16 protein-coding genes are annotated in these 12,824 nt (G+C 60.9%); 11 read left to right on the top strand and 5 right to left on the bottom strand.

From position 1 onward, the window contains the following. Positions 1-44 precede the first annotated feature (44 nt). The 7 genes from atpE (at position 45) to ACWGXF_RS08685 (ending at position 5,855) form a co-directional block, all read left to right on the top strand. Positions 45-296 carry a F0F1 ATP synthase subunit C gene (atpE, locus tag ACWGXF_RS08715; protein WP_003059376.1) on the top strand — a complete coding sequence of 84 codons (252 nt, stop codon included), beginning with the start codon at positions 45-47 and terminating at the stop codon, positions 294-296. Between the two features lie 35 nt (positions 297-331). Beyond that, complete coding sequence (locus tag ACWGXF_RS08710) at positions 332-802, top strand: F0F1 ATP synthase subunit B (protein WP_003065405.1); 471 nt, start codon at positions 332-334, stop codon at positions 800-802. 12 nt (positions 803-814) lie between these two features. After that, complete coding sequence (locus ACWGXF_RS08705; RefSeq protein WP_003065404.1) at positions 815-1,354, top strand: F0F1 ATP synthase subunit delta; 540 nt, start codon at positions 815-817, stop codon at positions 1,352-1,354. Between the two features lie 45 nt (positions 1,355-1,399). After that, positions 1,400-2,959: a F0F1 ATP synthase subunit alpha gene (gene atpA, locus ACWGXF_RS08700; RefSeq protein ID WP_003065402.1), complete on the top strand. Its 1,560-nt coding sequence runs from the start codon at positions 1,400-1,402 to the stop codon at positions 2,957-2,959. 18 nt (positions 2,960-2,977) lie between these two features. Next, on the top strand, positions 2,978-3,844 hold the full coding sequence (atpG, locus tag ACWGXF_RS08695) for a F0F1 ATP synthase subunit gamma (RefSeq protein ID WP_003065400.1): 867 nt from the start codon (positions 2,978-2,980) through the stop codon (positions 3,842-3,844). 34 nt (positions 3,845-3,878) lie between these two features. Then, positions 3,879-5,288 (top strand): F0F1 ATP synthase subunit beta, encoded by a 1,410-nt coding sequence (gene atpD, locus ACWGXF_RS08690; protein WP_003065399.1) that lies wholly within the window; start codon positions 3,879-3,881, stop codon positions 5,286-5,288. A gap of 150 nt (positions 5,289-5,438) precedes the next feature. Beyond that, positions 5,439-5,855: a F0F1 ATP synthase subunit epsilon gene (locus ACWGXF_RS08685; protein WP_003059364.1), complete on the top strand. Its 417-nt coding sequence runs from the start codon at positions 5,439-5,441 to the stop codon at positions 5,853-5,855. Between the two features lie 164 nt (positions 5,856-6,019). Here the strand turns inward: ACWGXF_RS08685 and ACWGXF_RS08680 are convergent, their stop codons facing one another. Continuing rightward, positions 6,020-6,289 (bottom strand): hypothetical protein, encoded by a 270-nt coding sequence (locus ACWGXF_RS08680; protein ID WP_012836777.1) that lies wholly within the window; start codon positions 6,287-6,289, stop codon positions 6,020-6,022. A 141-nt stretch (positions 6,290-6,430) separates the two neighbouring features. On the opposite strand from ACWGXF_RS08680, the gene ACWGXF_RS08675 reads away from it, so the two are divergent. Beyond that, positions 6,431-7,105 (top strand): DUF1294 domain-containing protein, encoded by a 675-nt coding sequence (locus ACWGXF_RS08675; RefSeq protein ID WP_452101843.1) that lies wholly within the window; start codon positions 6,431-6,433, stop codon positions 7,103-7,105. A 44-nt stretch (positions 7,106-7,149) separates the two neighbouring features. On the opposite strand, the gene ACWGXF_RS08670 is transcribed toward ACWGXF_RS08675, so the two are convergent. From ACWGXF_RS08670 to ACWGXF_RS08660, 3 genes are all read right to left on the bottom strand, one after another. Further along, positions 7,150-7,689 carry a TPM domain-containing protein gene (locus ACWGXF_RS08670; RefSeq protein ID WP_012836779.1) on the bottom strand — a complete coding sequence of 180 codons (540 nt, stop codon included), beginning with the start codon at positions 7,687-7,689 and terminating at the stop codon, positions 7,150-7,152. 1 nt (position 7,690) lies between these two features. Beyond that, entirely contained in the window at positions 7,691-8,560 is an 870-nt protein-coding gene (locus tag ACWGXF_RS08665) for a TPM domain-containing protein (RefSeq protein ID WP_003065387.1), read from the bottom strand. Between the two features lie 84 nt (positions 8,561-8,644). After that, positions 8,645-9,262 (bottom strand): LemA family protein, encoded by a 618-nt coding sequence (locus ACWGXF_RS08660; RefSeq protein WP_003065385.1) that lies wholly within the window; start codon positions 9,260-9,262, stop codon positions 8,645-8,647. Positions 9,263-9,377: 115 nt separating this feature from the next. Here ACWGXF_RS08660 and ACWGXF_RS08655 point away from each other — a divergent pair, with 115 nt between their 5' ends. Genes ACWGXF_RS08655 through ACWGXF_RS08645 form a run of 3 tightly spaced genes read left to right on the top strand, consistent with a single transcriptional unit; the run spans position 9,378 to position 11,688 of the window. Continuing rightward, positions 9,378-10,133 (top strand): Rossmann-fold NAD(P)-binding domain-containing protein, encoded by a 756-nt coding sequence (locus ACWGXF_RS08655; protein WP_256629619.1) that lies wholly within the window; start codon positions 9,378-9,380, stop codon positions 10,131-10,133. Continuing rightward, on the top strand, positions 10,130-11,101 hold the full coding sequence (locus tag ACWGXF_RS08650) for a YheT family hydrolase (RefSeq protein WP_256629620.1): 972 nt from the start codon (positions 10,130-10,132) through the stop codon (positions 11,099-11,101). The genes ACWGXF_RS08655 and ACWGXF_RS08650 overlap by 4 nt, the downstream gene beginning before the upstream one ends. A gap of 29 nt (positions 11,102-11,130) precedes the next feature. Then, on the top strand, positions 11,131-11,688 hold the full coding sequence (locus tag ACWGXF_RS08645; RefSeq protein WP_003065376.1) for a DUF2946 family protein: 558 nt from the start codon (positions 11,131-11,133) through the stop codon (positions 11,686-11,688). Positions 11,689-11,774: 86 nt separating this feature from the next. Here the strand turns inward: ACWGXF_RS08645 and ACWGXF_RS08640 are convergent, their stop codons facing one another. Further along, on the bottom strand, positions 11,775-12,638 hold the full coding sequence (locus ACWGXF_RS08640; protein ID WP_256629621.1) for a c-type cytochrome: 864 nt from the start codon (positions 12,636-12,638) through the stop codon (positions 11,775-11,777). Positions 12,639-12,824: the final 186 nt, after the last annotated feature.

Genomic DNA, 12,824 nt, shown 5'->3' with positions numbered 1-12,824 from the left:
TTTCCCTCTTCAACCTTTCTTTCCTTTAATCCCTAGGAGTCATCATGGAAAACGTTCTCGGTCTCGTCGCTCTGGCTTGTGGTCTGATTGTTGGTCTGGGCGCTATCGGCGCTTCGATCGGTATCGCCCTGATGGGTGGCAAGTTCCTGGAATCTTCGGCACGTCAGCCTGAGCTGATCAACGAACTGCAAACCAAGATGTTCATCTTGGCTGGTCTGATCGACGCCGCCTTCCTGATCGGTGTTGCTATCGCCCTGCTGTTCGCTTTCGCCAACCCCTTCCAACTGGTGGCCTAAGCTCCGATCAACGCCCTAAATAGAAAGGTGTTGCCGTGAGTATCAACGCGACCCTGTTCGTTCAGGCCATTGTTTTCCTGATCCTGGTGCTGTTCACGATGAAACTCGTGTGGCCCCCGATTGCGAAGGCACTGGATGAGCGAGCCCAGAAAATCGCCGATGGCCTCGCTGCTGCCGACAAGGCCAAGACCGAACTGACCGCTGTCAACAAGCGTGTCGAACAGGAATTGGCCCAGACGCGCAACGAAACAGCTTCGCGGCTTGCGGACGCCGAACGCCGCGCCCAGGCCATCATTGAAGAAGCCAAGGCCCGCGCGACAGAAGAAGGCAACAAGATTGTTGCTGCTGCCCGCGCTGAAGCTGACCAGCAAGCCATTGCTGCCCGTGAAGCCCTGCGTGAGCAAGTGGCAGCGCTGGCCGTCAAGGGTGCCGAGCAGATCCTGAAGAAGGAAGTCAATGCCGGTATCCACGCTGATCTGCTGAACCGCCTGAAGACAGAGCTGTAAGGAAAGCAAAAAATGGCAGAACTCGCCACCATTGCCCGCCCTTACGCCGAAGCATTGTTCAAAGCCTGCGCCGACAAGGCTGCAGACTTGAACAGCACTGTCGCTTGGGTGGAGGAATTGGCGGCGATTGCCGCCAATCCGCAATTGCGCCAACTGGCCGACAACCCGAACGTGAGCGACGCGCAAGTGTTCGATCTCATCACGGGTGTGGCCAAGTCGGCATTGCCCGAGTCCGCACGCAACTTCCTGCGTGTGGTCCTCGAAAACGGCCGTCTGGACGTGCTGCCTGAAGTGGCAGCCCAGTTCCGCAGCCTCGTGAACAGCAAGAGCGGCTCTTCGGATGCCGTGGTGTACAGCGCTTTCCCGATTGAGGATGCAGCGCTGGCCGAGCTTGGCGCCACGCTGGAAAAGCGCTTTGGCCGCAAGCTGAATCTCACCGTGAAGCTCGATGAATCGCTGATCGGTGGCGTTCGCGTCGTGGTGGGCGACGAGGTGCTGGACACCTCCGTCAAGGCCCGTCTGGAACAAATGAAAGCGGCCCTCACCGCGTAATGCGCTTGAGGTCTCGGCTAACACACAAGAAAGAAGGAAAGAGTCATGCAACTCAATCCCGCAGAAATTTCTGAACTGATCAAGAGCCGCATCGAAGGGCTGGCTGCTAGCACTGACGTCCGTAACCAAGGCACCGTGGTGTCGGTGACTGACGGTATCGTGCGCGTGCACGGCCTGTCGGACGTGATGGCTGGCGAAATGCTGGAATTCCCCGCAGGCGCCGACGGTCAACCCACTTACGGTCTGGCTCTGAACCTGGAGCGCGACTCCGTGGGCGCCGTGATTCTGGGTGCTTACGAGCACATCGCAGAAGGCAACACCGTCAAGTGCACCGGCCGTATCCTGGAAGTGCCCGTGGGCCCCGAGCTGGTCGGCCGCGTGGTGAACGCCCTGGGTCAGCCTATCGACGGCAAGGGCCCCATCAACGCCAAGATGACGGACGTGATCGAGAAGGTCGCTCCTGGCGTGATCGCACGTCAATCCGTGGATCAGCCCCTGCAAACCGGTATCAAGTCCATCGACTCCATGGTTCCCGTGGGCCGTGGTCAGCGTGAACTGATCATTGGTGACCGTCAGACTGGTAAGACGGCTGTCGCTATCGACGCCATCATCAACCAGAAGGGCCAGGGCGTTATCTGTATCTACGTGGCTATTGGTCAGAAGGCTTCTTCGATCAAGAACGTGGTGCGCTCTCTGGAACAAGCCGGCGCGATGGACTACACCATCGTCGTGGCTGCCACCGCCTCTGAATCCGCTGCCATGCAGTACGTGTCGGCCTACGCTGGCTGCACCATGGGTGAATACTTCCGCGACCGCGGCGAAGACGCTCTGATCGTTTATGACGATCTGTCCAAGCAAGCCGTGGCCTACCGTCAAGTTTCGCTGCTGCTGCGTCGTCCCCCCGGACGTGAAGCCTTCCCCGGCGACGTGTTCTATCTCCACAGCCGTCTGCTGGAGCGTGCCGCTCGCGTGAACGCCGACTACGTCGAAGCCTTCACCAAGGGTGAAGTCAAGGGCAAGACCGGTTCTCTGACCGCTCTGCCTATCATCGAAACACAAGCTGGCGACGTGTCCGCTTTCGTTCCCACGAACGTGATTTCGATTACCGACGGCCAGATCTTCCTGGAAACCAGCCTGTTCAACGCCGGTATCCGTCCCGCTATCAACGCCGGTATTTCGGTGTCCCGCGTGGGTGGTTCCGCTCAGACCAAGGTTGTGAAGGGCCTGTCCGGCGGTATCCGTACCGACCTGGCTCAGTACCGTGAACTGGCTGCCTTTGCGCAGTTCGCTTCCGACCTGGACGATGCAACCCGCAAGCAGCTGGACCGCGGTGCCCGCGTGACCGAACTGCTCAAGCAGGCTCAGTACTCTCCTCTGTCGACCGCTCTGATGGCTGCTTCGCTGTTCGCAGTGAACAAGGGCTTCATGGACGACATCGAAGTCAAGCAAGTGCTGCCCTTCGAATCTGGTCTGCACCAGTTCCTGAAGACCAGCCACGGCGCTCTGCTCGACCGTCTGAACGAAAAGCGTGCTTTCGACAAGGAAGGCAAGGACGAAGCTGAACTGACTGCAGCCATTACTGCATTCAAGAAGTCCTTCGCTTAATACCGGCGAGGAGTCATCATGGCAGCAGGTAAGGAAATACGCGGCAAGATCAAATCGGTGGAAAACACCAAGAAGATCACCAAAGCCATGGAAATGGTGGCTGCATCCAAAATGCGCAAGGCGCAGGACCGGATGCTGGCTGCCCGTCCATATAGCGAAAAAATCCGCAACATTGCAGCCCATCTTGGCGAAGCTAACCCTGAATATGTGCATCCGTTCATGCAAGTGAACGATGCCAAGAAGGTCGGCGTCATCGTGGTGACGACCGACAAGGGTTTGTGCGGCGGCATGAACACCAACGTGTTGCGTGTCGTCACCAACAAGTTGCGCGAACTGCAGGATGCGGGTGTTGCGACAGATGCAGTGGCCATTGGCGGCAAGGGACTGGGTTTCCTGAACCGTGTCGGTGCCAAGGTGGTCTCTCACGCTACAGGCTTGGGCGACACGCCTCACCTCGACAAGCTCATCGGGCCTGTCAAGGTGTTGCTGGACCAATATGCTGAAGGCAAGCTGAGCGCGGTGTACCTGGCGTACACCAAGTTCATCAACACCATGAAGCAGGAATCGGTGGTGGAGCAACTGCTCCCCCTGTCGTCCGAAAAATTGCAAGCCGAGAAGACGGGTGCATCGTGGGAATACATCTACGAACCTGACGCTCAAAGCGTCATCGACGAACTGCTGGTTCGTTACGTGGAGTCCCTCGTGTACCAGGCAGTTGCGGAAAACATGGCGTCCGAGCAATCGGCGCGCATGGTGGCCATGAAGGCCGCTACCGACAACGCCGGCAACGTCATCAGCGAGTTGAAGCTGGTCTACAACAAGACGCGTCAGGCAGCGATTACGACCGAGTTGTCGGAAATCGTGGCAGGCGCAGCCGCTGTGTAAACGGCTTTAACGAACAAACAGATTGGAGCAAAAAATGGCTCAAGTACAAGGCAAGATTGTTCAATGTATCGGCGCCGTGGTGGACGTGGAGTTTGCCCACGGCCAGGTGCCCAAGGTGTATGACGCCTTGAAGCTGGAAGGCTCGGCCCTGACCCTGGAAGTTCAGCAGCAGCTGGGCGACGGCGTGGTGCGTACCATTGCCCTGGGTTCTTCGGACGGCCTGAAGCGTGGCCTGATGGTCACCAACACCGGCAACCCCATCACCGTTCCCGTGGGTAAGGCTACCCTGGGCCGCATCATGGACGTGCTGGGCAACCCCATCGACGAACGTGGTCCCGTGGACCAGACCCTGACCGCCGCCATCCACCGCAAGGCTCCTGCTTACGACGAACTGTCGCCTTCGCAGGAACTGCTGGAAACCGGTATCAAGGTGATCGACTTGGTCTGCCCCTTCGCCAAGGGCGGCAAGGTGGGCCTGTTCGGTGGTGCCGGTGTGGGCAAGACCGTGAACATGATGGAACTCATCAACAACATCGCCAAGGCCCACAGCGGTCTGTCGGTGTTCGCTGGTGTGGGTGAGCGTACCCGTGAAGGTAACGACTTCTATCACGAAATGTCCGACGCTGGCGTTGTGAACCAAGAGAACCTGGGCGAGTCCAAGGTTGCCATGGTTTACGGTCAGATGAACGAGCCCCCAGGAAACCGTCTGCGCGTGGCGCTGACCGGCCTGACCATGGCTGAGTCGTTCCGTGACGAAGGCAAGGACGTGCTGTTCTTCGTGGACAACATCTACCGCTACACATTGGCCGGTACCGAAGTGTCCGCTCTGCTGGGCCGTATGCCTTCCGCCGTGGGCTACCAGCCTACCCTGGCTGAAGAAATGGGTAAGCTGCAAGAGCGTATTACCTCCACCAAGGTTGGCTCGATCACTTCCATCCAGGCCGTTTACGTGCCAGCGGATGACTTGACCGACCCCTCGCCCGCCACCACTTTTGCTCACTTGGACTCCACCGTGGTGCTGTCCCGTGACATCGCTTCGCTGGGTATCTACCCCGCTGTGGATCCTCTGGACTCCACCAGCCGTCAGCTGGACCCCCAAGTGGTTGGCGAAGAGCACTACAAGGTGGCTCGCCAAGTGCAGGGTACGCTGCAGCGCTACAAGGAACTGCGCGACATCATCGCGATTCTGGGCATGGACGAACTGGCTCCCGAAGACAAGCTGACCGTGGCTCGTGCTCGTAAGATCCAGCGTTTCCTGTCTCAGCCTTTCCACGTGGCTGAAGTGTTCACAGGTGCTCCCGGCAAGTACGTTCCCCTGTCTGAAACCATCCGTGGCTTCAAGATGATCGTGAACGGCGAAGCCGACCACCTGCCCGAACAGGCTTTCTACATGGTTGGTACCATCGACGAAGCCTTCGAGAAGGCCAAGAAGCTGGCTGCCTAACTGGCTTGCACCCCCTGAGCGGCTCGCGCCGCTTCCCCCTCTCTTTCAGGAGGGGGACGACGCCCTCGCTGCGGGGCGGCCCTTGCTCGGCGTCTCTGGCTTGGGGTGTGCTTGTTTTAGGACCAGTTTTTACCTTTTCTAGGAGCAAAGATGAACACTATTCACGTTGATGTGGTCAGTGCCGAAGAGTCCATCTTCTCCGGTGAAGCGCGCTTTGTCGCCTTGCCCGGTGAAGCGGGCGAGTTGGGCATTTATCCCCGCCACACACCGCTGATCACCCGCATCAAGCCGGGTTCGGTGCGCATCGAAATGCCTGACGGCAGCGAAGAGTTCGTCTTCGTGGCCGGCGGCATTTTGGAAGTGCAACCCAACTGCGTGACCGTGCTGTCCGACACCGCCATCCGCGGCAAGGATCTGGACGATGAAAAGGCGCAAAAGGCCAAGGCTGCGGCCGAGGAAGCCCTGAAGAACGCCAAGGGCGAACTGGACATCGCTCGTGCACAGTCCGAGCTGGCCGTGATGGCGGCTCAGATTGCGGCTCTGCGCAAGTACCGCCAGAAGCGTTGATGTGCTGTGCCCTGAGCACATGCATCAGCAGCAAAAAGCCACCGCATGCGGTGGCTTTTTTTTTATGGACTGCTGCTGCGTAAATCGAAGCGCACTGCGCTTGTGCCAAAAGGGACTGATCCCGAAACCAGCAGGATTCTGAACCGCGGCAGCGCGCAAGCGGTTTAGCCGTTGCAGGCGGCCTGATAGCCGTAGACCACGGAGTTGTCCTTGGGGTCCACATGGCGCGATTTGCGCACCACGGCCTTGCTGGGGTCTTCGCAGAGGGCTCGGATCTGGGCTTCGCACTTCTTGGGGTCATCTTCCTTGAGCTTGCAGCTCAGTGCGTAGTCGTATTCAGCCGGTGCTTCGGCGCCTCTGGGGCTGATGGAGGAGCAGGCGCTCAGTGCCAGGACAGAGCTGATGACGGCCAGAGAGAACAGAGATTTCTGCATGCTTGAGTGCTTTCTTAAGAAAATACGGCTGCCCCAAAACTAACACAGCCATGCGGGTAAAAAGGTTTTTTCTGGATAGGGCCCGCCTGCTTTTTGCATCACCGGGCCTGTTCTCGGTGTCAAAAACAACAAAGGACATGGATGCGCTACAGCGGTACCTTGACGCAATGGAATGACGAGCGTGGCTTTGGCTGGATAGAGGCCGATGGCGGTGGCGAGCGCCTGTTTGTCCATATCAGTGCTTTTGAGCCGCGCCCGCCCGCAGAGCAGCGTCCTCGGCCCGGCCTGCGCCTGGAGTTTGCCGTCGGCATGGAGCAGGGCAGAAAGCGCGCGCTTCAGGTTGCGTGGCGAGCTGGCGGCCCAGTGCCTCAGGCACGGTCTTCTTCGGTGCGGCGCAACAGCCCTTCTGCAGGGCGTTTGCAGTCCTCGCGTGCGGTGCCTCAGGGCTGGCATGCCTCCAGTGGCTTCAGCTATGGCGTGTTGCTGGTCTGGCTGCTGATGATGCTGGCCACTGCCGTGATCTGGGGCATACCGCGCATCCTCTGGCTGATCTATGCAGGCCTGAGCATGCTGACCTTCATGGCCTACTGGCAGGACAAATGGGCCGCCCAGAAGGGGCAGTGGCGCACGCCGGAAAAAACGCTGCAGACCATGGCGCTGGCCGGAGGCTGGCCCGGCGCCCTGCTGGCCCAGCAGTGGCTGCGCCACAAAAGCAGCAAGACCAGCTTTCAGCTGCAGTTCTGGCTCATGGCCCTGATCAATGTGGCGGCCGTGCTCTGGCTGTGTTCGCCGTACGGGCGACATGTGCTGGCCTGAGGCTTCTGCGGTCTGCAGCCGGCGCATGCGGCGGCAGAACCGGATCAGCGGCTGCGGCCCGGCAGATGCCTTTGGATCACGGGCGTATCGGGCAGGTTTCGCTGTGTGTTGGCCGCGGATTTGCGCGGAAAATGCGCCTGCAGCTGCCGGTTGACACGCTCCAGTGCCGATACCAGACCCACGCTGAAATGCCCGCCCTGGAAGGCGGACTGCATATCGCTGATCAGCGTTTGCCATTGCTCGGCGTTCATGGTGCGGTCCAGGGCGCGGTCGGCCACGATTTCTATGGCGTGGTCCGCCAGCAGCAGGTAGATCAGGGCGCCGTTGTTGTGCTCCGTGTCCCAGACATGGAGCTTGGCGAACTGCGAGAGAGCGCGCTCGCGCGCCGTGGCATCGCGCCAGATATAGCTCCAGGGCAGGCCGGCCTCTACGCAGATGCGGACCTGGCCGGTGTGGCCCAGCTCGCTTTTGGCGATCAGCAATTCCAGCTCCTTGAGCGTGGCAGGCGGCAAGGCCTTGCGCAGATGCTGTTCGGCCCAGCGGTGTCGTACCAGGCGTGCCAGGCGTTGAAAGACATTGCTCATTTCACCAGTCCCCCGAGGCGCCACCGCCACCAAAGCTGCCGCCGCCACCGGAGCTGAAGCCGCCCCCGGAACTGAAACCACCGCCGCCGCCGCTGCTCCAGCCGCCTCCGCCGGTGCTGATGTAGGGGCCGCCTCCGCCACGCGAGAGATTGGAGAGCAGGGTGAAGATCAGGCCAACAACGCCGGCCACGCCTGCAATCAACAGGCTGGTGGTGATCACATAAGCGGCCGCCCCGGCAATGCCGCCAATGAGCAGCGAACCCAGCACGCGGCCGAAGATGGCGCGGGCGATGGCAATCCCGATCGGAAAGCCGAAGAACAGCAGCGGCAGCAGAAAGTCCAGATGTTCGGACCAGGATGGGCCGGACTTGCGAGCCTGGGACTGCGGCGCGGGCAGTTTCTCGCCATGAATCAGCAGGCTCATCTGCTCGATGGCGGCAGACAGTCCGCCCGCATAGTCGTCGGCGCGGAAGCGCGGCTTCATGGCGCCGTCGATGATGCGTGCGGCCTGGATGTCGGGAATCGCGCCTTCGAGCTTGCGCGCCACCTCGATGCGCATGCGCCTGTCGTTCTTGGCCACGACGATGAGAGAGCCGTCGCCTATGTCCTTGCGCCCCAGCTTCCAGCTGCTGGCCACGCGCCAGGCATAGGCAGCAATGTCTTCCGGAGCCGTGGTGGCGACCATGAGCACGGCGACCTGGGCGCCGGTCTCGTCCTCCAGTTTCTTGAGCTGCTCGCTCAGCGCCTGCTGATCGCTCTGGCTCAGCGTGCCGGTCTGGTCGATGACGCGCGCCGTCAGCTCGGGCACAGCTTGCAACTGAGCGCCTGCGCCACCCTGCGCCAGGGCCGGCAGCGCCGACAGTAGCACCATGCTAGCAAAAACAATAGCTGCAAGCGCTTTATGGATAAGGGCTTGAGGCGATTTTTGCATGGATTCAAAGAGCGCTGCGCACAATTACTTGCTGCCAGCAGGCGCTGCGGGTGTGGAAAAGTCAACGGCTGGTGGTTGCGAGATCTGGGCTTCGTTTTGTACCGTGAAGGTCGGCTTGACCTTGTAGCTGAATACCTTGGCCGTGATATTGGTGGGGAAGCTGCGCGCCAGCACGTTGTAGGCTTGTACGGTGCCTATGTATTCGTTGCGCGCCACGGTGATGCGATTTTCCGTACCCTCCAGCGTTACGCGCAGATCGCGGAACGCCTGGTTGGCCTTGAGTTCAGGGTATTTTTCCGCCACCACCATCAGGCGCGAGAGCGCGCTGGAAATCTCGCCCTGAGCCTGCTGGAACTTGTTGAAGGCTTCGGGGTTGTTGATCAGCTCGGGCGTGGCCTGAATCGAGGTGGCCTTGGCGCGTGCTTCGATCACCCTGGTCAGGGTCTCCTGCTCGAAGTTGGCCTCGCCCTTGACCGTGGCGACAATGTTCGGGATCAGGTCCGAGCGGCGCTGGTACTGATTCAGCACCTCGCTCCAGGCGGCCTTGGATTTTTCATCCAGACGCTGAAAGTCGTTATAGCCGCAGCCCGTGAGGGAGAGCATGGAGGCCGCGGTTGCGATTGCCAGAAGCCAGCGTTTCATGGGTGTTTCCATTCACGAGATTGAGACGGAAACCATAGCATAAGCGCTTGCTTGGTTCGTGTGCGTGCAAGGCCTGTCACCTTGTCCGCTGTCCAGCGGCGCTAGCATTGCAATCATGTCCACTGTTTCTCCACTCGATGCCCTGCGTGGCGCACAGCGTCCCGGCCCGAAAACTGCGACCTTGCCGCGCCTGTTGCTGGCCGGGGCCACGGGGCCGCTGGGCAACGAGGTGCTCAGTCGCGTGGTAGGCGCGCAGAACTATGCGCTGGTCCAGGTGCTGGCACGCGAGCCCTATGTCCAGGGCCTGCGTGGCATGGAGTTGCTGACGCAACTGCACGGCGATGTGCAGCAATGGCCTGTGCAGAGCGCCGATGTGGGCCTCATCTTGTTTGAGCCTCCGCGTCCCTATTACCAGCGCGAGCGCGCCTTGTGGACGCCCCGGCCCGACCAGCTGCAAGCGGTGGCGCAGTGGATGCAGCGCTGTGGCGTGCATACGCTTGCCGTGGTGCTGCCCCACGATATGGGTAGCCTGCCCCAGGCTTTGAAGCAGGGGCTGGCCAATCTCAATGAGCAAGGCGTAGCTGCGCTGGGCTTCGAGCGCCTGATTTTTGTGCGCTCGGCCAGAGAAGCCCAGAAAATCAATGCAGGCCATTGGCTGCAGCGCACGGCAAAGACCATGCTGTCGGCGCTCAGCTATATGCTGCCGCAGACGGAGCGACCGGTGCGCGCCATGCATGTGGCCCGCCTGGTGGAGGCAGCCTTGCTCAAGGCACCACCGGGAATTCATGTGGCTCCGCCTGAGCTGGTCTGGCGTGCGGCACAGAAAGACGCCCTGCAGTCAGAGCTGCGGAGCTGGCTGGGTTTCTCATGAATTTCGAACAATTTCGCGCACCTTGGTGGCAGCCCGGAGGTCATGTCCAGACCATTTGGGCTGCACTCTGTGCGAAGGGCGGAGAGTCTCCGGCGTGGCGGCGCGAGCGCTGGGATACGCCCGATGGCGATTTCATCGATATCGATTTTTCAAGCCATCTGGCAAGTGCAAGCGCTCCCACACTGGTGCTGTTTCATGGCCTGGAAGGCTCTTCCTCCAGCCACTACGCCAAGGCCCTGGCACAGGTCTGCGCGCAGCGCGGCTGGCATCTGGCCGTGCCGCATTTTCGCGGCTGCAGCGGTGAGCCCAATCACTTGCTACGCGCCTACCACTCCGGCGATGCGGACGAGGTGGACTGGATTTTGCATCGGCTGCGTCAAGGCGCGGGCGGAGAGTTGCTAGCCATGGGAGTGTCGCTGGGCGGCAATGCCCTGGCGCGCTGGGCCGGGCTGCAGCAGCAGGCGGCCGCAGAACTCGTCAAGGGCGCGGCAGTGATCTGTGCGCCGCTGGACCTGGTGGCCGGAGGCGTCAATCTGGGCCAGGGGCTCAATCGCTGGATCTACACCCCCATGTTCATGCGTACCCTGGTGCCCAAGGCCCTCGCCAAATGGCAGCAGTCGCCGGGGGTGTTCGACAGGGAGCGGCTGCAGCGCGCACGCACCCTGCATGACTTTGACGATGTGTTCACGGCCCCGGTCCATGGCTTCAGGGATGCCGATGATTACTGGCGCCGGGCATCGGCCAAGCCCCTGCTCAAGCAAGTGGCCGTGCCCTTGTTGCTGCTCAATGCGCGCAACGATCCCTTTGTGCCGGCGCACAGCCTGCCCAGGCACGATGAGGTCAGTGCCACCGTGCAGCTATGGCAGCCGCCGCACGGCGGACATGTGGGCTTTGCCAGCGGAGCCTGGCCCGCCCATGTGCAGGCCATGCCGCTGGCCGTGACCGAATGGCTGGAGCAGTGGCTCTGAGCGTTCGCAGAATAATCAGGAGATGAGTGATGGATGACATCGTGAAACAGGCCATGCTCAAGTGGCCCAATGTCCCGGCCTGCAGTGGCTGGCTGGGTCTGGATGCGCGCGGCCAGTGGTGGCTCAGGGACGAGCAGGCCCAGGTCTGCGGTGCGTTTGCCAGCGGCAAACCCGGCTCCAGGGGCAATCTGCTGCGCCACGAAAAGTTGGCCGAATTCATCGGTCGCAACTATCTGGTCGAGGCAGATGGTCGCTGGTATTTTCAGAACGGCCCGCAGCGCGTGTATGTGGAACTGGAGAGCGCGCCATGGATATGGCGTCTGCGATACGCGGAGCATGGCTTGCAGTTGCACAGTCATACGGGCCAGGAGCTGGCTGCCGAACAGGTGCAGCAGGTGCTGCTGGACGAGCTGGGGCGGCTGTTTCTGGCCCTGCCGCAAGGCCTGGGCATGGTGCACAGCCTGGACATGCTGGATGCCGCCAATGCGCTGGAGAGTGGTGCGCTGCCCGAGGCGCAGGAGATCGAGAGCGCCTTGCTGCCGTTGCAGTTCGGTTTTGTGCCCAGTCCTGAGGGCTATCAAGTTTGATAGCTGCTTTCGCTTGTGTGCAAGGGGTTTGAGGCCAAAAATAACAAAACCGGCCAAAAGCCGGTTTTTGCGGGGCAGAGGGGCGCCTACTTGGCTGCATCCACCATGTACTGGATGGCGGCCTTGAAGTCTGCATCCGATGCGGTGGAGCCGCCCTTGGGAGGCATGGCGCCCACGCCTTGGGTGGCCTTCTGCACCATATCGTCCATGCCCTTGGCAATGAAAGGTGCCCAGGCAGCCTTGTCGCCAAACTTGGGAGCCCCGGCTACGCCACTGGCGTGGCAGGCCATGCAGGTGGTGTTGTAGAGGTTCTTGCCCACATCGGAGGCCGCGGCAGCTGCGGGAGCCGGGGCGGCTGCAGGTGCTGGCTCGGCGGCTGCAACAGCTGCTGCAGGTGCAGCGGCGACGGGGGCCGCAGCTGCTGCTGCGGGGGCATCACCGGCTGCAGCGCCGGCTGCAGGCTGGGGCTCGGGGAAGTTGGCGCCGGCAGCATTGCTCATATAGACCACGCCACGGGCAATTTCCGTGTCATTGAACTCGCCGCCACCCTGGGCCGCCATCGCACCCTTGCCAGCCAGGGCAGAGTGCACCAGCGTTTCCAGGCCCTGCTTGATGCGCGGGCCCCAGGCTGCTGCATCCTGGAATTTGGGTGCGCCGGCTACGCCGGTTTCATGGCAGGCCGCGCATTGCGACTTGAAGACTTCCGCGCCGCCGCGCAGGGGGCGGTTGGCATCACGAATTTCCACCGTACCCACTTTTTGCAGACGCATGGCCTTGGCCATTTCGGCATTGGCCGTACCTGCGCCCGTGGTGTCGGACGAAGTCACGAACTTGACCAGACCGATGATGACGAAGATGGGAACCACAAACGAGAAGAAGACGGCAAGCAACAACTGCTTGGGTTTTTTAATGGGGCCTGTATGGGCTTCTTCGTGGTGTTGCTCGCTCATGAAGTCCTCTGAGATCGTGGGATGGGGATGAACAAACCATTATAGAAGTGAGGGTTAAGAACGCCAGTGCACGACGATCCGGGTTGACGGCTGCTGCATAAAGGAGTTGAGTTGGATCAACTTTGTGCAGCCAATTTGTGGCGTGCATGAAAAAAGGCGTCCGAAGACGCCTTGTGTGAGAGCGCA

The organism is Comamonas sp. HJ-2 (genome assembly GCF_053615495.1).
The sequence above is the reverse complement of the archived record's forward strand: the minus strand, read 5'-3'. Positions and strand labels throughout refer to the sequence as shown.